The organism is Lysinibacillus sp. BNK-21 (genome assembly GCF_048684915.1).
GTDB lineage: Bacteria > Bacillota > Bacilli > Bacillales_A > Planococcaceae > Lysinibacillus > Lysinibacillus capsici.
The window spans coordinates 3,219,055-3,237,795 of record NZ_JBLQTS010000001.1 but is presented as its reverse complement, the minus strand read 5'-3'; the positions used below and the strand labels follow the sequence as shown (position 1 = coordinate 3,237,795).

Annotated in this window: 22 protein-coding genes; 18 read left to right on the top strand and 4 right to left on the bottom strand. The window is 39.5% G+C overall.

The genetic code is table 11. The features are described from left to right. Window positions 1-39 precede the first annotated feature (39 nt). Entirely contained in the window at window positions 40-1,011 is a 972-nt protein-coding gene (locus ACMGGO_RS16625) for an alpha/beta hydrolase (RefSeq protein WP_036080551.1), read from the bottom strand. A 207-nt stretch (window positions 1,012-1,218) separates the two neighbouring features. Here ACMGGO_RS16625 and ACMGGO_RS16620 point away from each other — a divergent pair, with 207 nt between their 5' ends. The 3 genes from ACMGGO_RS16620 (at window position 1,219) to ACMGGO_RS16610 (ending at window position 3,378) form a co-directional block, all read left to right on the top strand. After that, window positions 1,219-2,403, top strand: a complete 1,185-nt coding sequence (locus ACMGGO_RS16620; protein ID WP_374805585.1) for an acetyl-CoA C-acetyltransferase — start codon at window positions 1,219-1,221, stop codon at window positions 2,401-2,403. 23 nt (window positions 2,404-2,426) lie between these two features. Next, the gene (locus ACMGGO_RS16615; RefSeq protein ID WP_036080173.1) at window positions 2,427-2,693 is read left to right on the top strand and encodes a YqkE family protein; all 267 of its coding nucleotides are present in this window, start codon (window positions 2,427-2,429) and stop codon (window positions 2,691-2,693) included. Window positions 2,694-2,871: 178 nt separating this feature from the next. Continuing rightward, window positions 2,872-3,378: a GNAT family N-acetyltransferase gene (locus ACMGGO_RS16610; RefSeq protein ID WP_048391312.1), complete on the top strand. Its 507-nt coding sequence runs from the start codon at window positions 2,872-2,874 to the stop codon at window positions 3,376-3,378. A 16-nt stretch (window positions 3,379-3,394) separates the two neighbouring features. On the opposite strand, the gene ACMGGO_RS16605 is transcribed toward ACMGGO_RS16610, so the two are convergent. Together ACMGGO_RS16605 and ACMGGO_RS16600 are read right to left on the bottom strand one after the other, a co-directional pair. Then, window positions 3,395-3,874, bottom strand: coding sequence for a VanZ family protein (locus ACMGGO_RS16605; RefSeq protein ID WP_066036598.1), 480 nt, complete (start codon window positions 3,872-3,874; stop codon window positions 3,395-3,397). After that, the gene (locus ACMGGO_RS16600) at window positions 3,871-4,770 is read right to left on the bottom strand and encodes an aldo/keto reductase (RefSeq protein WP_420282072.1); all 900 of its coding nucleotides are present in this window, start codon (window positions 4,768-4,770) and stop codon (window positions 3,871-3,873) included. The genes ACMGGO_RS16605 and ACMGGO_RS16600 overlap by 4 nt, the downstream gene beginning before the upstream one ends. Window positions 4,771-4,846: 76 nt before the next feature. Between ACMGGO_RS16600 and ACMGGO_RS16595 the strand changes: the two genes are divergently transcribed. From ACMGGO_RS16595 to ACMGGO_RS16540, 12 genes are all read left to right on the top strand, one after another. Then, window positions 4,847-5,404 carry an NUDIX domain-containing protein gene (locus ACMGGO_RS16595; protein WP_048391304.1) on the top strand — a complete coding sequence of 186 codons (558 nt, stop codon included), beginning with the start codon at window positions 4,847-4,849 and terminating at the stop codon, window positions 5,402-5,404. 53 nt (window positions 5,405-5,457) lie between these two features. Continuing rightward, complete coding sequence (locus ACMGGO_RS16590) at window positions 5,458-5,970, top strand: hypothetical protein (protein ID WP_004232169.1); 513 nt, start codon at window positions 5,458-5,460, stop codon at window positions 5,968-5,970. A gap of 122 nt (window positions 5,971-6,092) precedes the next feature. Then, window positions 6,093-6,557 carry a Fur family transcriptional regulator gene (locus tag ACMGGO_RS16585; protein WP_004232171.1) on the top strand — a complete coding sequence of 155 codons (465 nt, stop codon included), beginning with the start codon at window positions 6,093-6,095 and terminating at the stop codon, window positions 6,555-6,557. A gap of 175 nt (window positions 6,558-6,732) precedes the next feature. Continuing rightward, on the top strand, window positions 6,733-7,635 hold the full coding sequence (xerD, locus tag ACMGGO_RS16580; protein ID WP_054550601.1) for a site-specific tyrosine recombinase XerD: 903 nt from the start codon (window positions 6,733-6,735) through the stop codon (window positions 7,633-7,635). 98 nt (window positions 7,636-7,733) lie between these two features. Beyond that, on the top strand, window positions 7,734-8,915 hold the full coding sequence (gene deoB, locus ACMGGO_RS16575) for a phosphopentomutase (RefSeq protein ID WP_066036601.1): 1,182 nt from the start codon (window positions 7,734-7,736) through the stop codon (window positions 8,913-8,915). Window positions 8,916-8,928: 13 nt separating this feature from the next. Next, window positions 8,929-10,179 (top strand): thymidine phosphorylase, encoded by a 1,251-nt coding sequence (locus ACMGGO_RS16570; RefSeq protein WP_054550603.1) that lies wholly within the window; start codon window positions 8,929-8,931, stop codon window positions 10,177-10,179. A 239-nt stretch (window positions 10,180-10,418) separates the two neighbouring features. Next, complete coding sequence (spoIIAA, locus tag ACMGGO_RS16565; RefSeq protein WP_004232181.1) at window positions 10,419-10,772, top strand: anti-sigma F factor antagonist; 354 nt, start codon at window positions 10,419-10,421, stop codon at window positions 10,770-10,772. Next, complete coding sequence (gene spoIIAB / locus ACMGGO_RS16560; protein ID WP_048391296.1) at window positions 10,765-11,205, top strand: anti-sigma F factor; 441 nt, start codon at window positions 10,765-10,767, stop codon at window positions 11,203-11,205. The genes spoIIAA and spoIIAB overlap by 8 nt, the downstream gene beginning before the upstream one ends. A gap of 10 nt (window positions 11,206-11,215) precedes the next feature. Next, window positions 11,216-12,007 (top strand): RNA polymerase sporulation sigma factor SigF, encoded by a 792-nt coding sequence (gene sigF / locus ACMGGO_RS16555; RefSeq protein ID WP_009370709.1) that lies wholly within the window; start codon window positions 11,216-11,218, stop codon window positions 12,005-12,007. A gap of 15 nt (window positions 12,008-12,022) precedes the next feature. Continuing rightward, on the top strand, window positions 12,023-13,471 hold the full coding sequence (locus ACMGGO_RS16550; protein ID WP_374805586.1) for a spore germination protein: 1,449 nt from the start codon (window positions 12,023-12,025) through the stop codon (window positions 13,469-13,471). A 225-nt stretch (window positions 13,472-13,696) separates the two neighbouring features. After that, complete coding sequence (gene lysA, locus ACMGGO_RS16545; RefSeq protein ID WP_103117641.1) at window positions 13,697-15,016, top strand: diaminopimelate decarboxylase; 1,320 nt, start codon at window positions 13,697-13,699, stop codon at window positions 15,014-15,016. 199 nt (window positions 15,017-15,215) lie between these two features. Continuing rightward, the gene (locus ACMGGO_RS16540; RefSeq protein WP_004232192.1) at window positions 15,216-15,587 is read left to right on the top strand and encodes a GNAT family N-acetyltransferase; all 372 of its coding nucleotides are present in this window, start codon (window positions 15,216-15,218) and stop codon (window positions 15,585-15,587) included. Here ACMGGO_RS16540 and ACMGGO_RS16535 read toward each other — a convergent pair. Next, the gene (locus ACMGGO_RS16535) at window positions 15,584-16,090 is read right to left on the bottom strand and encodes a DUF309 domain-containing protein (RefSeq protein ID WP_066036604.1); all 507 of its coding nucleotides are present in this window, start codon (window positions 16,088-16,090) and stop codon (window positions 15,584-15,586) included. The genes ACMGGO_RS16540 and ACMGGO_RS16535 overlap by 4 nt on opposite strands. 55 nt (window positions 16,091-16,145) lie before the next feature. On the opposite strand from ACMGGO_RS16535, the gene ACMGGO_RS16530 reads away from it, so the two are divergent. The 3 genes from ACMGGO_RS16530 (at window position 16,146) to ACMGGO_RS16520 (ending at window position 18,638) form a co-directional block, all read left to right on the top strand. Beyond that, window positions 16,146-16,925: a segregation/condensation protein A gene (locus ACMGGO_RS16530; protein WP_066036605.1), complete on the top strand. Its 780-nt coding sequence runs from the start codon at window positions 16,146-16,148 to the stop codon at window positions 16,923-16,925. After that, window positions 16,897-17,490: an SMC-Scp complex subunit ScpB gene (scpB, locus tag ACMGGO_RS16525; RefSeq protein WP_048391293.1), complete on the top strand. Its 594-nt coding sequence runs from the start codon at window positions 16,897-16,899 to the stop codon at window positions 17,488-17,490. The genes ACMGGO_RS16530 and scpB overlap by 29 nt, the downstream gene beginning before the upstream one ends. Before the next feature lie 77 nt (window positions 17,491-17,567). Next, window positions 17,568-18,638, top strand: a complete 1,071-nt coding sequence (locus ACMGGO_RS16520) for a D-alanyl-D-alanine carboxypeptidase family protein (RefSeq protein ID WP_054550607.1) — start codon at window positions 17,568-17,570, stop codon at window positions 18,636-18,638. Window positions 18,639-18,741 lie beyond the last annotated feature (103 nt).

Sequence of the window (18,741 nt, the reverse complement as noted above, 5' to 3'; positions counted from 1 at the left end):
AAACCTTGCGAGTAAAATGACGCAAGGTTTTTCATTGCCCTAAAAATGGAATGGAATGACATTGGAAGAAGAAGAATCCCGATTGATTTTTTGATAAATAAAATTGTCTAAAAAATCATGAATTAAATCCTCATATTCATCCATATTTTCATTAAAGGATTGTGCATGTGCCCCCGTATCAAAAAGTTTTAATTTTTTTGGACCGGTTTTTTTATTGTAGAGATCGAGTGACATGGAAGCTGGAATAAACGTATCGGGAATACTATGGATAAAGAGCACAGGTTTTTCAATATGTGTGACGGCTTCGGCAGGTGTTACACTTTTAAATGAGTAACCATCTCTGAGGCGAACAAAAAAGTCAGCAAAACGAATAGGAATAATGGAGCCATATTTAAATTCAGTTTTCGCAATTTGTTTGAGTAACATAGAAAAGTCGGAGAACGCACAATCTGAGATATAAAAATCAGCGCCATCCTCGACTGTTCCTGCATAGAGGAGCATGGTTGCAGCACCCATCGATTCACCGTGAATGCCAAGTATAGCATCCTCTCCAATCATGGCTTTTACTGTTTTCACCACGGCATCAAGATCGTTTTTCTCATAGTAGCCATAGCTTGTTGTCTTGCCTCCAGATTCACCATGGCGACGGTGGTCAAATATAACAGAATTATAGCCAAGTCTTTCAAAAAGGCGAGCATATTTCACGGAATTTATTTTATTTTCGGTAACACCGTGGCAAATGATGATCGTGTTATTTGTTTGCAATGGCTGAAACATAATGCCTCGAATTGTATAGCCATTTGGAGAATCAATATTCAGTTCACATTTCAAGTTTTTATTGTACCAAGCCTCATCAAAGCGCTTTGCGGTCGTTTCTCGTTCCCGTATAAATTCAGGGTCTTTTTGTTGGATATACATTAATTTATTGGAAAGCGCGAAGCCGAACAGACCTGTTGCAGCGGCGGCTAGCGTTGTTGTAATACCAGAGAATAAAAGCATCTTCTTTTTCATCATAAAACACCTCCACATGCTGTTTCTTATTTGTAATGTTCCCAACTAAGATTGTTTAAAACACGTCAACATTTTACAATATCTTTGGCAAAACTGCGATTATTTCTATTATCGAAAATCGTCATAATATTTGTTAAAATATACATATCTGCTAGTAGCATATGCATGCAGTGTTGATTCTTGAACGGGGAAAAGGGGAGAATGATTATGACAAACGAGGTAGTAATCGTGAGTGCGGTGCGTACAGCAATCGGCTCATTTCAGGGGACATTAAAAGACGTACCAGCGACAACGTTAGGTAGCATTGTCATTAAAGAGGCATTAGTGCGTGCTGGCGTAGCAGGAGAACAGGTCGATGAGGTCATTATGGGGAATGTTTTATCGGCTGGACTTGGACAAAATCCAGCGCGTCAAGCGGCAATTAAAGCGGGGTTACCTCAAGAGGTATCAGCTTTAACAATTAATAAAGTATGTGGATCAGGTTTAAAGGCTGTTCATTTAGCAACACAGGCGATTTTAGCGGGAGATGCAGAGATTGTTGTTGCAGGTGGATTTGAAAATATGAGCCAGGCTCCATACGTCTTAAAAAATGCACGAGAAGGCTTCCGAATGGGCGACCAAAAGGTAGTAGATACAATGATTCAGGATGGCCTATGGTGTGCTTTTAACGATTATCATATGGGCATTACAGCTGAAAATTTATGTGATATGTATCAAATCTCTCGAGAAGAGCAGGATGCTTTTGCAGCTCGTTCTCAGCAACGTGCAGAGGCAGCGATTGCAGCGGGCAAGTTTGAAAATGAAATCGTTGCTGTTGAGATTCTACAGCGCAAGGGAGAGCCACTGCTTTTCAATAAAGATGAATTTCCACGAGCAGGTGTGACAGCGGAATCATTAGGTAAGCTACGACCAGCATTTAAAAAGGATGGCTCTGTCACAGCAGCGAACGCGTCTGGTATAAATGATGGTGCGGCAGCGGTAGTGGTGATGTCAAAGGAAAAAGCACAAGAGCTAGGCATTCAACCAATGGCGATCATTACAGCGAATGCTAGTGCTGGTGTAGATCCTGCAATTATGGGGACAGGTCCTGTAAAAGCAGTACAAAAAGCGCTGACAAAGGCTGAGATTACTTTAAACGATATCGATTTAATTGAAGCAAATGAAGCATTTGCAGCACAATCAATTGCTGTAGATCGTGAATTAAGCTTTAATCATGATAAACTAAATGTTAACGGGGGTGCTATTGCTCTTGGTCACCCAATCGGTGCAAGTGGTGCTCGGATTTTGGTAACGCTATTACATGAGATGGAAAAGCGTGATGTGAAAACGGGCTTAGCCACATTATGTATCGGTGGTGGACAAGGCGTAGCAACAGTTGTGAAGCGCCCTTGATGTCAATAAGAAGGTGAATAGAAATGGGAAAGAAACGAAAACAGCAACAGCATACTGACAATAGCGTAACAGCTAGTCTACCTAAGCAAGAGGCCGTTACATTAGCAGATCAGCTAGGTGGCGATGTGCTAGCAAAATTAAAAGCAGCGAAGCAAGATTTAACTGCTAAAGAGCAGGCGGCAGAAGAAGAGCGTCAGGCAAAACTAGCTTTTGAACGTAAACAACGAGAAAAAAACAAATCGTTTGAAGAACTTTTAAACGAATACGGCGATAAAGGTACTAAATATTAAGAGAGAACAGTGAATTCACATAAGTGGGTTCACTGTTTTGTATTTTACAGCATAAAATTTATATGGCTGTGGTCGATATAGAGGGAGAGGTCTTTGAATTTAAACGAACGGGAGACGCTGCCAATAACATATACCTAATTGTAGTTTAGTATCAATTAAATTATGTTAGGAGACCAACATGGTAGAATTACAAACAGAAAGAATAAGATTAATTCCTTTAAACGCTAAGTATCTTAATTTACTAATAGAGCATGAGGAGCAAATGGCGGCGGAGTTGTCATTAAGTAAAGGTGTAGGGAGTTTAGATTGCGAGCTTAAACAAGCCCTGTATTTTAGACTTTGCAAAGTACTAGAAGATGAGCCAAATTATCTATGGCATACGAATTGGTTACTTGTATTAAAAGAAAAAAATTGTGCTGTTGGTGGCATAATGCTAAAAGGTACGCCAAATGAGCAAGGGGAAGTTGTGATCGGGTATTATACTTTGCCTCCTTATATGGGGCAGGGCTATATGACAGAATCAATCATAGCTCTTAAAGACTGGTTACTCCATCAGCCAAATGCAAAATACGTTATCGCTGACACGGAAAAAGAAAATATGGCTTCCCATCGAGTTTTGGAAAAAGCAGGGGCTGTCTTGTTTAAAGAAACGAAGTCCCTCTATTTTTGGCGGTTCCACCTTTAAAATAAAAGACAAAAGGCTATAATTGAGCCTTTTGTCTTTTATTTTTGAGTATTTTTCTTAGTGCAACAACGAGACTAACAAAAACAATGGCTCCAGCTGTATCGACAAGCACATCTTGAGCACTCATTGTACGACCTGGCGTAAAGCTTTGACGAAATTCATCAAGCACTGCGATTGTAGCCGTTCCACCGATAGCAATACTTGCTGCAAAACGTCTTTTTCCCCAAGCGAAGTAAAGGCCAAGTGCGATGCATCCAAATCCCATGAAGTGTGTCAATTTACGAATTAAAAACTCTACAAATGGAAAATAACCTCGCTCTTCCACTGAAACGATGGTTCCCCAATAGGGAATTTTTAAAATAGATAGTTGTTTTTCAAAAGGTTTATTGGCGAGCAAATCTTCTAATTCTGGTAGTATACTCTGTTGCTCATAGGTCATACTAGAGGAGATTACTAGTACAACTAGACAAATGAGTAAAATTAGCCATTTTTTCATCGATGTTCTTGATAGTACTCATTTTTTGTTAGCTCATTAGCTACCTTGAAATCTGTTATTGAATTAATTTTCTCGTAGGAAGCAAGCGTTTGTGCTAGTTGTTGTTGAGAGCTTGCGCCAATGACCGTAGAAGCGATTGTCGGCTCTTTTAGATTAAAAGCGATAGCCAAAGCATGCAAGTTATTATAGTGTAAAGCTAAGTCTGTTAACGTTGTTGTTAACTCCTCAGCAGTATAGGTGTTAAAACCATTAACATGTTGTAGACGTTGTTGCCAGCTATTTGTTAATAAGCCCTTTGCCACTGTGCCACGTGTTACAACAGAAGCACCCTGTTTCGCAATAAAGTTAAACCATTCTTCAGGGCGGCGATCGAGGGCACTGTATTGCATCATGACGCTTCTAGCGGAGCTTGCAGGTAAAAATCGCTGCAATACATTAGGACGAATGGAGGATATACCATATTCACGAATGAGCCCTTCTTTTTTCAGTCCTTCAAATGTGTCAATTATCTCTTCCCAATCATCTTCGATTGTGCCACCGTGTAATTGATATACATCAATGTAGTCTGTTCCTAAACGTCGTAAGCTAGCATGGACAGCTTCTTTTATATAGGATGGTGATGCGTCCCAATGCCAGCCATCTACCCCTTCTGCCCACCGATTACCTACCTTTGTTGCTAGGATGACATCATGACGACGCTTACCTAACGTTGCGCCAATAATCTCTTCATTTGCACCATAATCATATAAATCAGCTGTATCTATATAGTTAATGCCAGCATCTAATGCCATATCGACAATGGCAGCTGCTTGTGTTTTATCTGTCGAAAGAGACATGCCTCCTAAACTAATCTCTGAAATAAACAATTCACTTGTACCAAGCTGTCTTTTTTTCATACGAATGACCTCCTTCGATTTCTCTACTTGTAATGGTACAATGAACATATCTGAAGAACAAGCGAGGTTATCGTCAATGAAAAAGTTTGAGGAAAAAACAACGAAAACGACACCGATCTATGACGGAAGAATAATAAAACTACAAATTGATGATGTCACTTTACCAAATGGACAGGTTGCAAAACGTGAAATCATTAAGCATCCAGGTGCCGTAGCGGTGATTGCTGTTACGGACGAGGGTAAACTAGTGTTAGTAGAACAATACCGCAAAGCGCTGGAGCGTTCTATTATTGAAATTCCCGCTGGAAAGCTAGAGCCAGGTGAGGAGCCAGTGATGACAGCACGTCGAGAATTAGAGGAAGAAACAGGTTATGGCGCGCATCAACTTACTTTTTTACAAACATTTGCAACATCACCAGGCTTTGCGGATGAAGTTCTTCATTTGTTTGTGGCGAGGGGATTATATACAATAGACAATAAAGCAGATTTAGATGAGGATGAATTTGTCGAACTATTAGAAGTTTCGTTGGAAGAAGCACAAGTAATGGTGGCTGACCAGCGTATATATGATGCTAAAACAGCATTCGCAGTGCTATGGCTAGCTGCAAATTTAGAAAATAATCTTTTAGCATAATAGAGACGGACGAGCATAAGCTGTACAAACCTTGATAGAAAAGGAGCATGTTTATGTCTCGTACGGTGTCTATTTTTTATCACGCTTCCATCATTGCAGTAAGTTTTGTTTGTGGCGTTATTTTCTTTCATATTATTGGTGGACCGAAAGCGGAACCCTTTATATTATTTATAGAGCCTCGTTTAGCAGATGGGGACAGGCAATCCATTTTTCGTTTAGTACTGCCTGTTGCTATTTCCATAGGTCTTATATTATTACTAGCAACACATAGCGTCTTAAAGGTGTTAGTGCGTGTGACTGTAGCCATGCGTGCCACTTTTTTTGGCTTTAGTTCGGTTTTTTTATTACAAAAACTTGAAGCTTTTTGGCTTTATACGATTTGGTGGTTTCCATTTCAGCTCATCTATTGTATATTGTTGCTAGTCCTATGCAATTTACTTGTACCCGCTTGGTCAAAGCGAAAAATCGGGAAACAAGTATCTGGTCGGACAATTTTGTTGAATTTTATCGCATTTTTCATCATAATAGTTGCTGAGTTTATTGTTATTTCTTATGTGTTAAAATGATGGATTGAATAGACCAAAATTGTGATCAGATAAAAAAGTAGAAGCATGTTAGAAATCTATTCACTATCTTGTAATAGGATTTACTCCTTTGGTATAATGGAAAGAGTTTAGGGGGGCGTCACATGGAGAGCCGAATTGATCGTATAAAAAAACAGTTGCATAGTGCTAGTTACAAGCTGACGCCGCAGCGAGAAGCGACAGTTGCTGTTTTGCTTGAGCACGAAGAGGACCACCTAAGTGCTGAAGATGTTTATCTTTTAGTAAAAGAAAAAGCACCTGAGATTGGTCTAGCTACTGTTTATAGAACGTTAGAATTATTAACTGAGCTCAAAATTGTCGACAAAATCAACTTTGGCGATGGCGTATCGCGCTATGATTTACGCCAAGAGGGAGCTGCCCATTTCCACCATCATCTTGTTTGTATCGAATGTGGTGCTGTTGATGAAATTCAAGAAGATTTACTTGAAGATGTGGAAGCCGTTGTTGAAAAACGTTGGAACTTTATCATAAAAGATCACCGACTAACTTTCCACGGCATATGCTGGCGCTGTCATGATAAAAACGACGAATCGAATGAAGAAAAATAACGAAAAACTGTCTGTTTTAATCTTTGGTATAGATTGAATCGGGCAGTTTTTTGTTTTTTTTATTGAAGTATAGACACCATTAGGGTTGGTGGTTTATGTCGAATGGAGGGTCCTTTAGCACATTTCTTAAGGCCATGCTAAAATAGAGAATAATTGACAGTGAGGGGGCGTTGTGATGAATGAATTTCAATATGCAGTAGAGGACTATATCCATTTTATTCAGGTGGAAAGGCAGTTATCTGTTAATACATTAGCATCCTATCGCCGAGATTTAGAAAGCTATGTACATTTTTTAAAGGAAGCAGAAGGTATGTCTGATTTTAGTGTGGTAGAACGGACAACTATATTACGCCATTTAGAGCAATTGCGGGCACAGGGAAAGACAAGTCGTACCATTGCCCGTCATATTTCATCGATTCGAAGTTTCCACCAATTTTTACTACGAGAAAAGCGCGCAGAAACTGATCCGACAGTCCATTTGGAGATGCCGACAATTGAGCAAAAGTTGCCTAATATTTTATCTATCCAAGAGATTGAAGCTTTACTAACAGCTCCAAATAAAAGTAAGCCACAAGGTATACGTGATCTTGCCATGCTGGAGTTACTATATGGGTCTGGTATGCGCATCAGTGAACTTATTGCACTGGATTTAGCTGATATTCATTTAACCATGGGCTTTGTACGTGTATTTGGGAAGGGTGGCAAGGAGCGAATCATTCCACTCGGCAAAAGCGCACTTTCGGCAATAAATGCCTATTTAAATGGTGCTCGTAGTCAATTACAGGGAAAGTACCCCAAAACAGATGCGTTTTTTATTAATCAAAGAGGGAAACGTTTAACAAGGCAGGGTTGTTGGAAATTAATGAAGGAGCATGCGTTAAAGGCAGGCATCCAACATGAATTAACACCACATACATTGCGTCATTCCTTTGCCACTCATTTGGTTGAAAATGGAGCCGATTTACGAGCGGTGCAGGAGATGCTTGGTCATGCAGATATTTCTACTACCCAGATTTATACACATATTAGCAAAACAAGATTATCTGAGGTCTATAAGCAATTCCATCCACGTGCTTAAAAGATAATAGGAAAAAATTATGTTTCAGTCGGATGTCTGACCTTTATTTTTCGCATTTTTTTGGTAAAATAGAGTCATGAGATTAGGAGGCAACCATTATGAATAAACCTTTTAACAAAATCCATGTTGTTGTCATGGATTCCGTAGGTATTGGTGAAGCGCCAGACGCTGCTAAATTTGGGGATGTTGGCGCACATACACTAGGACATATCGCTGAAAAAATGAATGGGCTTACAATGCCAGTAATGGAGTCATTTGGTTTAGCGAATATTGAACCATTGCATGGAATGCATGCAACTACTGACCCTAAAGCATACTACGGTAAAATGCAAGAAGCATCAGTTGGTAAAGATACGATGACTGGCCATTGGGAAATCATGGGGTTAAATATTGATAAACCATTTAAAGTGTATCCAGATGGGTTTCCAGCAGAGCTAATTGATGAGCTAGAGAAACGTACAGGTCGGAAAGTGCTATGCAATCAGCCAGCAAGTGGTACACAAGTAATTGAAGATTTTGGGAAGGAGCATATGGAAACAGGTGCGATTATTGTCTATACATCAGCCGATCCTGTTTTACAAATTGCTGCTCATGAAGAAATCATTCCACTAGAAGAGTTATATAAAATTTGCGAAATTGCTCGTGAATTAACATTACAGCCTGAATATTTAGTAGGTCGCGTCATCGCACGACCATTTGTGGGTACGCCTGGAAACTTTACTCGTACATCCAATCGTCATGATTATGCGTTAAAGCCATTTGGTCGTACAACAATGAATGTTTTGAAGGACGCGGGATTAGATGTGATTGCAATTGGAAAAATCTCAGATATTTTCAATGGTGAAGGTGTAACAGATGCTGTACGTACAAAAAATAATATGGATGGTATGGATCAATTTGCAGAAGTTGTACGTCGTGACTTCCGTGGTCTAAGCTTCTTAAATTTAGTCGACTTTGATGCCAATTTCGGCCATCGACGTGATCCTCTAGGCTATGGACAGGCATTACAAGAATTTGATGCACGTCTACCAGAAATTCTAGAGGCAATGTCAGAAGACGATCTATTAATTATTACAGCAGATCACGGCAATGATCCAACCTTCCCAGGGACAGATCATACACGCGAATATGTACCACTAATTGTCTATTCACCACGTTTTAAAGGTGGTGCGGAACTTGCGCTTCGTGAAACCTTTGCAGATATTGCAGCAACAGTTGCAGAAAACTTTCATGTAGAAGCACCGCCATTCGGTAAAAGTTTCTTACATGATTTGAAATAAGGGGGTTTTTTGTATGAATATGGTTCAATTGTTTGAAAAGAAAAAACAAGGATTAGAGCTTTCTCAAGCTGAAATTCAGTATTTTGTTGAAGGCTATACGACAGGCTCTATCCCAGATTATCAAGCAAGTTCTTTATTAATGGCGATACGTTTACTAGGCATGTCTGATGATGAGACATTTTATTTAACAAAGGCAATGATCGAATCAGGCGATGTCATTGATTTAACATCTATTGAAGGCTTTAAAATTGATAAACACTCAACTGGAGGGGTTGGTGACAAGGTTACACTTGTTGTTACGCCAATTATTGCTGCTCTAGGAATTCCTGTTGCGAAATTTAGTGGTAAAGGCTTAGGGATTACTGGGGGGACAATTGATAAACTTGAATCCATTCAGGGCTTTAAAACAGAGCTTTCATCACAGGAGTTCATTGATAATGTCAATCAGCATAAAATTGCCGTTGCTGGACAAACAGGTAATCTAGTACCAGCCGACAAAAAATTATATGCATTACGTGATGTGACAGGTACTGTCGATTCTATTCCATTAATCGCAGCGTCGATTATGAGTAAAAAAATTGCAAGTGGTGCCGATGGTATAGTCCTCGATGTAAAATGTGGCTCAGGTGCGTTTATGAAGACGCAGGAAGAAGCACAGCGTTTAGCAGATACAATGACGGCTATTGGAGAAAAACTTGGCCGTAAAGTCATCGCACACATCAGTGATATGGATAATCCTTTAGGGAAAATGATTGGTAATAAGCTTGAGGTAGTGGAGGCTTATGCCCTATTAAGTGGACGTATGGCAGAAACGCATGAAGATTTGGTTGAAGAATGTGTTGTCATCTCTTCCTTGATGTACCAAATTGCGGCAGGTGTGAATGAATCGGAAGCGACAGCTGCTGTTAAGCGAGTGCTAGCAGATGGCTCTGCAGCTGCAAAATTCGAGGAGTTTATTGTGGCGCAAGGAGGAGTAGTCTCTGATATTGTTCAAAATGACACAGCTCATAAAGTAGCAGTGACAGCGGTTTCAGAGGGCACGGTGGAGACGATTAATGCTTTATTAGTTGGAGAAGCAAGTGTTAGTCTAGGCGCTGGACGTTTAACGAAGGAATCAAAGCTTGATTATGATGCAGGAATTCAGCTAATCGCCAAAAAAGGTGATCATGTTAATAATGGTGATACGATTGCTTATTTGTATTCAAATCAGCCAATTGACGAAGAGACAATTAATAAAATTCAGCAAGCTTATACAATTGCATAAAGATTATTAGCGAGAGCCCTCACTTATGAGGGTTCTCGCTTTTTTGTGCGTTCGATGAATCGCCAAAATTTAGAGCTCGATAGCGTTTAGAAATTGTAGATTTATCCCATACTGCACATAACCTAAAAAGCTATAAGTATGTCGATTAGACACTATTTCGGAAGACTTTGCACTAGTTCTGTCAGCCACAAGGATTCAATCTATTGAATGTGGAATTGCACGAGGAGGAGGCGATGTTCATGCATTATCAATTAGAAATGGTCACAAGAGAGACAGTCGTTATACGTTTGTTTGGGGAGCTCGATCATCATGCCGTTGAACAAATTCGAGCGAAAATTTCTGCAGCAATTTTTCAAGGCACTGTGACGACCATCATTTGGAACTTGGAAGGACTATCTTTCATGGATAGTTCGGGAGTTGGATTAGTGCTTGGTCGTATGCGTGAGTTAGAGGCAGTTGCTGGGCGAACTATATTATTGAATCCATCGCCAACAATGCGAAAAGTATTTCAATTTTCAGGTTTAGGACCGTGGATGATGGATGCAACAGAGGAACAAGCGATTGATCGCGTAAGGGGGATTGTAAATGGATAACGAAATGACATTAACTTTTTTGGCAATTAGTGAAAATGAAGCTTTAGCGCGTGTAGCTGTTACAGGCTTTATTGCACAATTAGATCCAACTATTGATGAGCTATCAGAATTTAAAACAGTTGTCTCAGAAGCAGTTTCCAATGCTATTATTCATGGCTATGAAGAAGATGGTAAGGGTGTTGTGACAGTTCATGCTAAACGTGAGGATGATATTGTGACAGTATCTGTCATGGATAAAGGGATAGGAATTGAAGACGTTAGTCGAGCGATGGAGCCATTATTTACAACAAAAAGTATGATGGAGCGTTCGGGTATGGGCTTCACGATTATGGATAGCTTTTCAGATCAGCTAACAGTTATATCAAAATGGCAAGAAGGAACAACTGTAACATTCACGAAGAAATTTTACACAGTTCGCACAGCGGTAATGTGAGGTTAAACCCGTGAAGCCGTTAGAACAGTCGTCCGATAAGCTATTGTCTCAGGAGGAAATGCGTGATTTAATTGCACGCGCACAGCAGGGCGATCATGAGGCTCGTAAACGAATGGTAGAAGGCAATACGAGACTTGTGTGGTCCATTGTTCAACGTTTTACAACGAGAGGTGTTGAGCTTGAGGATTTATTCCAGATTGGCTGCATAGGGCTCATGAAATCTGTGGATAAATTTGATTTAACCTATGATGTGAAATTTTCAACCTATGCTGTACCGATGATCATTGGAGAAATTCAGCGCTTTTTAAGGGATGATGGTATGGTGAAGGTGAGCCGCTCTATTCGTGAGCTCAATTTTAAAATCCGTCATGCTACAGATGAATTTATTAAAAAGAACGAACATCCACCAACCATTCAAGAGCTTGCTCAGGTGCTTGGTGTGACAACAGAGGAAATTGTTACAGCATCCGATGCATTGAGAGACCCTGCCTCTCTTCATGAGCAATTGTATGAGAGTGAGGGTGATTCCATTACACTAATGGATCAAATGAAGGATGAAAAATCGGAGCAACCATTTGATTACATCCCATTAAAAGAAGTACTAACGAGACTTGAGCCAAGAGAGCAGTCTATCATATATCTTCGCTATTTTTCAGATTGCACGCAAACTGAAATTGCAAATAGATTAGGTATATCGCAGGTACAGGTTTCCCGATTAGAGAAAAAAATCCTTGCCCAGCTGAAAAGTTGGATGGCAACTAGTGCAACAGTGGAGCAGGAAGTAATAAAAAAAGACATCTAAGAAAATGGTGACAGCATGACAAATAAATTATTTAACAGCTTAGAAGAAGCCGAAGATTTTCTTATCGAACAATTTGGTGACGGCGAATCGTTTGACGTTGGTATTAAACACTTATTTGTCAAAGATTTGCCGGTCCTTTGTGCATATATTAGTGGGCTTGTAGATGGAGAAGCTTTAACACAGTTGCTGTCTAGCATGCTTCCAGATGAGGACATTGAAATTGATGTAGAGGATGAGAAGGAATATTTTGAGTCTTACTTTAATTTCCATGGACGTTCAGAAGAAACAGAGCGTAAAGCCTATTTACTAGCCATTTTAAGTGGACAAGTCACCTTTATTACTAAAAGTGGCTATTGCTATGTTGCAGAGCTTAGAAACTATCCAGGACGCTCTCCAGAAGAGCCAGATAATGAAAAAGTTATCCGTGGATCAAGGGATGGCTTTACAGAAGGGATTTCTCAAAACACAGCCTTAATACGTAGGCGAATTCGTAATAGTAATCTACGTTTCGAGCTACATAAAATATCCAAAATCGGTCAAACCGACGTGGCGATCGCGTTTATGAAGGATGTTGCCAATGAAGATATGCTCGAAAGTTTACGACAGCGTCTTGGACAAATAAATCATGATGGCTTGACGATGGCCGATAAATCATTAGAAGAATGGCTCTTTAAACAAAAGTTCCACCCAGTTCCATTTGTACGTTATACGGAGAGACCTGATATTGCTGCAGCTCATCTACTTGAAGGGCATATAGCTATATTAGTCGATACCTCTCCATCCGTTATTTTAGTACCTGTTACAGTGTTTCATTTATTGCAGCATGCAGAGGAATATCGTCAGGCACCCACAGTAGGGACGTTTGTACGTTTTATGCGATATTTTGGCTCTGTAATGGGTTTACTTTTATTGCCATTGTGGTATGTATTTGCAACGAATGAATCCCTACTTCCAGATGCCCTCTCCTTTTTAGGTACGGAGGAGAAATCGCATGTACCTTTATTACTACAAATTTTGATTGCAGATATTGGAATAGAATTTTTGAGGATGGCCGCCATTCATACTCCGTCACCATTGTCCACAGCGATGGGATTGGTTGCGGGGGTAATCATTGGTCAAATTGCGATTGATGTTGGATTATTCTCTTCAGAGGTGGTCCTCTATACAGCGGTGGCCGCCATTCTTATTTTCATTATTCCATCCTATGAGCTTAGTATCTCCATTAAAATTTTTAGGTTACTGCTACTTCTGATGACGGGTCTCTGGGGTGTCAATGGGTTATTTATTGGTTTATTTTTATTGTTTACGTATTTATGTTCATTGCGACCAATGCAGGCACCTTATTTATGGCCGCTTGTTCCATTCTTTCCAACAGCAATGCTTCGCGTCATTATTCGCTTCCCAATGACATCGGATGCACTCAGACCTTATGTAGTCGCTTCCAAACAGCGAAAAAGATCATAGGAGCCGTTGCACTCGTTTTTTTCATGTGATAAAGTTCACATATAGTATTTTGTGATTTTTGCAAAAATTATTTTCATTCAAGAAAAAGCAAGTACTATACATTTGTTTTTTTATATGTGAAGGAAATAATTTTTTGATGGAATGGTTCTAATATAGTAAAGAACCCTTCCACTTTCAAACCGTAAAAATAACAAGATGGAACGATGTGAAAAGGGAGAGATGCACATGCATTTATATGGAACACAAGCGATTTCTGAAGATGGTCATTTAACAATTGGACAGGTAGACACATTAGAGCTAGCAAAAGAGTATGGTACACCACTTTTCGTGTATGATACTGCACTTATTCGTAAGCGTGCGCGCAGCTTTATCGATACGTTTAAAAAACTAGGTGTAAAAGCAGAAGTAGCTTATGCTTCAAAAGCATTTGCATGTGTAGCGGTGTATCAATTAGCAGCAGAAGAAAATTTATCATTGGATGTTGTATCTGGTGGAGAATTATTTACTGCCTTAAAGGCAGGTTTCCCTGCAGAGCGCATTCATTTTCATGGTAACAATAAAAGCATTGCTGAATTAGAGCTAGCTTTTGACTCCAAGATTGGATGTATTGTTGTAGATAATTTCTATGAAATACAGCTTTTAAAAGATATTTCGGAGCGCCGTCAGCAAAAAATGCGTATATTATTACGTGTTACACCAGGTGTTGAAGCACATACGCATGATTTCATCACGACAGGTCAAGCAGATTCAAAATTCGGCTTTGACTTAAACAATGGTCAAGCGGATGAAGCATTCCAACAAACATTTAACCATGAATTCCTAGAGCTACTTGGTTTACATTGCCATATTGGCTCACAAATTTTTGACACTGCCGGTTTTGGATTGGCTGGAGAAAAATTGATTGACAAAATTTCTGATTGGAACAAGACTCACGGATTTACATGTACTGTGTTAAACTTAGGTGGGGGCTTTGGTATTCGTTATACTGAAGAAGATGCACCGCTTGAACCACAAGTATATGTAGAGGATATGATTACAGTTGTCAAAAATAAAGCAACTGTTCTTGGACTGAAGATGCCGGAAATTTGGATTGAACCAGGTCGATCACTTGTAGGTGATGCAGGAACATCTCTTTATACAATCGGTTCACAAAAAATTGTGCCAGATGTGCGAAAATATATTGCTGTCGATGGAGGTATGAGCGATAATATCCGTCCCGCATTATACGACGCTAAGTATGAGGCAGTCATCGCAAGTAAGGCGAACGAGCCGAAAGATGAACTCTATACAGTTGCTGGTAAATTATGTGAATCTGGCGATAAATTAATTATTGATGCTAAACTACAAGATGCTGCTTCAGGTGATGTGTTAGCCATCTTCTGTACAGGTGCGTATGGTTATTCGATGGCTAGTAACTATAATCGTGTGCCAAGACCTGCAGTTGTATTTGTAGAGGATGGACAGCATCAACTAGCTATTCGCCGCGAAAGTTATGAAGATATTGTGCAAAACGATCTCCCGCTAACTTTAAAAAAGGGTGAGTAAATTTGAGGAAAAATAAGTGGGTATTACTAGCGTCCATTACAACATTTATTTTATTATGGGGCGTAGTCTATTGGGTGTTGGCGTCGAAAGGTATTCTCGGACCTGGTTCGTAAGACAGAAATTGGCTTGCGGTAAAAGTACAAATCGTGTAGGATAGTCAAAGATTATGTACAGCTAGAAAAAGAGGGAATAGACAAATATGTTAATTCGATATAAAAAAGCTTTAGAGAAAATAGCAATGGGGCTACTTTCATTTATGCCTAACGAAAAAGACGTAAAAAAGCTTACAGAAACCATCCACTCCTATGAAAATGACGATAATTGGGTTTTATACTTATGGAAAAAGAATGATGAATATGTTGGCATTGTAGGGCTTGTTGTTGACGAGCATAATATAGCCACAATCCAGCACGTGTCGGTGATCCCTTCCTATAGGGGGGAGGGAGTAGCAACGGAGATGCTTCAAGAAGTGGCGGAACTTGGCCAATATGAAAGTGTGCGTGCTACAGATGAAACACGTAGTTTTGTTCAAAAATGTATTCATTGTATCGATGAAAAAGCAGACGATTAACAACGTCTGCTTTTTCTTTGTTTGCTTTCTTGTCGCTCTGCAAGAATATGTGAGCGATCTCGAAGCATATGTTTATGAAGAAGATAATTTGAGCTATTTGATGGCAAAAGCTTTATACGTGCTAGGGCTAAATCCAGCAAGTGAGGTGAGAGAGGAAGCTGGAAAGTTTGAAAGGACTTGCCCATTTCAATCGAAGTGATAGCTTTTGTTATTTGTGTTAGGAGTTCAAGATAATCAATTTCTTGGAAAAAAACATGCCCTTCATTTTCTTGAAAGTTATGAAGTGCTTTTTCTAAAATTCGTTTAGCACCAGTATTATTACCACGTCGCCAATGATAGAAACCTGTTGCCAGCTGCACATAGCCGACAAGCGGATGCATTTTATCGCCAGGTGCAATTTCCTTCCAATATTCCTCTAGCACTTCATGGCATTCAAAAAAATCTTGATTGCCATTAAAATAGGCACAGTAATCTATAAATAAAGTATGATGCTGTGGATGCATTTTGGACTCCTTTCCACTATACTAAAAGAACATAGAATCTCAGGGTGGTAAAATAATGTCTTATGAAGTAAAATTAGAAGCCTTTTCAGGGCCTCTTGATTTATTATTGCATTTAATTCACAGATTGGAAATTGATATCTATGATATCCCAATGGCTGAAATTACACAACAATATATCGACCATATACATGCAATGCAAGTATTAGAGTTAAATGAAGCAAGTGAATATTTAGTAATGGCAGCAACGTTACTGGCAATTAAAAGCCGCATGTTATTGCCCATTCACGAAGGAGAGATGGAGGACGCAGAATTAGAAGTGGACGGCCCTGACCCTCGTGAAGAACTCGTGCAACGCTTAATCGAATATAAAAAATACAAGGAAGCAGCTAGTAATTTGCAGGAGCTTGAAACAGACCGAGCACAGGTATTTACGAGGCCACCTGCTGATTTAACAGGATTAGCCTCAGAAGAACAGATGGCTTTATTTGATTTGAATGTGAATATCTATGATATGCTTGGAGCATTTCAAAAATTGATGCGTCGCAAAAAATTAAAGAAACCATTAAAAACAACTGTAGCAAGGCAGGAGCGATCAGTAAAAGATCAAATGCGCTCTGTTGTGGATTCTTTACGATTAACAGGTGGACGTGCATCATTTTTCGAGCTTTTTCCCTATGAAGATAAGCCAACACTTATTCTGACGTTTGTATCCCTACTTGAACTGATGAAACGTCAGGTCGTCATCGTAGAGCAAGATGGTAACTTTGAAGAATTAACGGTTACCTTACAGAAGGAGGAATGGGAAGATGACGAAAACTTTGATGTTACAGAGTAGAATTGAAGCCTTATTATTTGTTGTGGGAGATGATGGCTTAACGATTAAACAACTTTCACAACTCTTAGGAGAGCAGGAAGAGCTGATTCTGCAAACAATGAATACATTGAGAGAAACCTACGAAGAAGATTTAACAAGAGGAATCACGGTGAAAGAAATTGCAGGCGTTTATCAGCTCATTACAAAATCTGAGTTTGCCGATACGATTCAAAGATTAGTAGAAAATCCAACCGCACAATCCTTATCTCAAGCCTCCCTTGAAGTGTTAGCGATCGTGGCATACAAACAGCCCATTACACGTGTAGCAATAGAAGATTTGCGCGGTGTGAAGTGTGAACGACCAATCCAAACATTAGTTTCACGAGGATTAATTAAAGAGGTAGGACGGTCAGAAGGGACTGGACGTGCCATCTTATATGGAACAACAAAAGAATTTTTACATTATTTTGGCTTAAATAGTATAGAAGAAATGCCTCCTCTACCTGAAGAGGACCTTGCTGATACAGAACAAGAAACAGATTTATTTATGACGAAGTTCCAAGAGACTTTTAGCGGAGCAAAATAATGGTTAGGTATAATGCGTAGCCTTCAACATAAATTTAAATCTATAATTTCCTATCACATTGAATAAGGAGTGGCTCGTTGCTTCGGTTATTTCGTTTAACACTGTTTATGATCATTGTGTTAATGGTAATGCTTCCTCAGACTAGCTTTGCAAGAGGAGGAAGCGGCTATGCTGTCTTGGATGGCGATACAGGTCGACTTTTAATTGGATCCAATAGCGATGAACGATTACCTATTGCTAGCCTCACAAAAATTTGGACAGCACTTGTGGCAATTGAAAATAGTGACTTGCAGGATGAAGTCGTTATATCCCCTAAGGCTGCTATGGCTGAGGGGAGCTCTATTTACCTACAGGCTGGTGAAACGGTGACAGTTGAAACGTTATTGTATGGCTTAATGCTACGTTCTGGCAATGATGCTGCAACAGCTTTAGCCGAACATGTAGGAGGGTCTGTAGAGGGTTTTGTCAAATTAATGAATGAAAGAGCTGTTATTGCAGGTCTTACCAATACCGTCTTTATGAATCCTTCTGGTCTTCATCATGATGAGCATTTATCGTCTGCAAGAGATACTGCTGAGATGTTAAGACTTGCGTTGCAAAATAAAACATTTGAGAAAATCGCTTCAACGGTACTTTATCGGGCAAATACAGTAAACGGAATGTTATGGGAAAATAAACACCGTCTATTAAGAGAGGGTTCAGGAATGGCAGCAGATATAGATGATGAGACAGAACAGCCTGTTAGTTCCTTAAAGTCAGCCACTGGTACTGCTTTCGCTGGAAAAACGGGCTTTACTAAGGTCGCTGGACGAACACTTGCAACGGCCTTTCAAAAGGACGGGCAAATCTGCGTTGTCGTCACATTAAATGAATCAGATGATTGGAATGTACATCGAGGCTTATCCAATAAAGTATGGCAAGATTATAGTCTTGAAACAGTAGTGAAAAAGGGTAAATACAATGTCAATAAAAAGTTGGCTATTCGTTTACAAGAGCCCGTTCGACTACAGTTAAATAAAGAGGAAAAAGAACAGGTGAGGCAAGTATTACATGTTTCAAGGAAACGCCAAGAAGCAGTCTTGTCTATCTTTATAGGAGAAGAACGGATTTATGCAACGCCAGTAAAAGTTGAATCAGCGGATCGTTAAAAACGATTTGCTGATTTTTTACATTATTTGATCAATTGATGTTAAATTTGGTAAAATGATAATGAATTTAAAGTTCTTAATTTTCGAAAAAAGGGGTGAGGAA

Coding starts and splice junctions, on each gene's coding strand:
- ACMGGO_RS16625 (WP_036080551.1), bottom strand. CDS start 1,011: ATGAAAAAGAAGATGCTTTTATTCTCTGGTATTACAACAACGCTAGCC.
- ACMGGO_RS16620 (WP_374805585.1), top strand. CDS start 1,219: ATGACAAACGAGGTAGTAATCGTGAGTGCGGTGCGTACAGCAATCGGC.
- ACMGGO_RS16615 (WP_036080173.1), top strand. CDS start 2,427: ATGGGAAAGAAACGAAAACAGCAACAGCATACTGACAATAGCGTAACA.
- ACMGGO_RS16610 (WP_048391312.1), top strand. CDS start 2,872: ATGGTAGAATTACAAACAGAAAGAATAAGATTAATTCCTTTAAACGCT.
- ACMGGO_RS16605 (WP_066036598.1), bottom strand. CDS start 3,874: ATGAAAAAATGGCTAATTTTACTCATTTGTCTAGTTGTACTAGTAATC.
- ACMGGO_RS16600 (WP_420282072.1), bottom strand. CDS start 4,770: ATGAAAAAAAGACAGCTTGGTACAAGTGAATTGTTTATTTCAGAGATT.
- ACMGGO_RS16595 (WP_048391304.1), top strand. CDS start 4,847: ATGAAAAAGTTTGAGGAAAAAACAACGAAAACGACACCGATCTATGAC.
- ACMGGO_RS16590 (WP_004232169.1), top strand. CDS start 5,458: ATGTCTCGTACGGTGTCTATTTTTTATCACGCTTCCATCATTGCAGTA.
- ACMGGO_RS16585 (WP_004232171.1), top strand. CDS start 6,093: ATGGAGAGCCGAATTGATCGTATAAAAAAACAGTTGCATAGTGCTAGT.
- xerD (WP_054550601.1), top strand. CDS start 6,733: ATGAATGAATTTCAATATGCAGTAGAGGACTATATCCATTTTATTCAG.
- deoB (WP_066036601.1), top strand. CDS start 7,734: ATGAATAAACCTTTTAACAAAATCCATGTTGTTGTCATGGATTCCGTA.
- ACMGGO_RS16570 (WP_054550603.1), top strand. CDS start 8,929: ATGAATATGGTTCAATTGTTTGAAAAGAAAAAACAAGGATTAGAGCTT.
- spoIIAA (WP_004232181.1), top strand. CDS start 10,419: ATGCATTATCAATTAGAAATGGTCACAAGAGAGACAGTCGTTATACGT.
- spoIIAB (WP_048391296.1), top strand. CDS start 10,765: ATGGATAACGAAATGACATTAACTTTTTTGGCAATTAGTGAAAATGAA.
- ACMGGO_RS16550 (WP_374805586.1), top strand. CDS start 12,023: ATGACAAATAAATTATTTAACAGCTTAGAAGAAGCCGAAGATTTTCTT.
- lysA (WP_103117641.1), top strand. CDS start 13,697: ATGCATTTATATGGAACACAAGCGATTTCTGAAGATGGTCATTTAACA.
- ACMGGO_RS16540 (WP_004232192.1), top strand. CDS start 15,216: ATGTTAATTCGATATAAAAAAGCTTTAGAGAAAATAGCAATGGGGCTA.
- ACMGGO_RS16535 (WP_066036604.1), bottom strand. CDS start 16,090: ATGCATCCACAGCATCATACTTTATTTATAGATTACTGTGCCTATTTT.
- ACMGGO_RS16530 (WP_066036605.1), top strand. CDS start 16,146: ATGTCTTATGAAGTAAAATTAGAAGCCTTTTCAGGGCCTCTTGATTTA.
- scpB (WP_048391293.1), top strand. CDS start 16,897: ATGACGAAAACTTTGATGTTACAGAGTAGAATTGAAGCCTTATTATTT.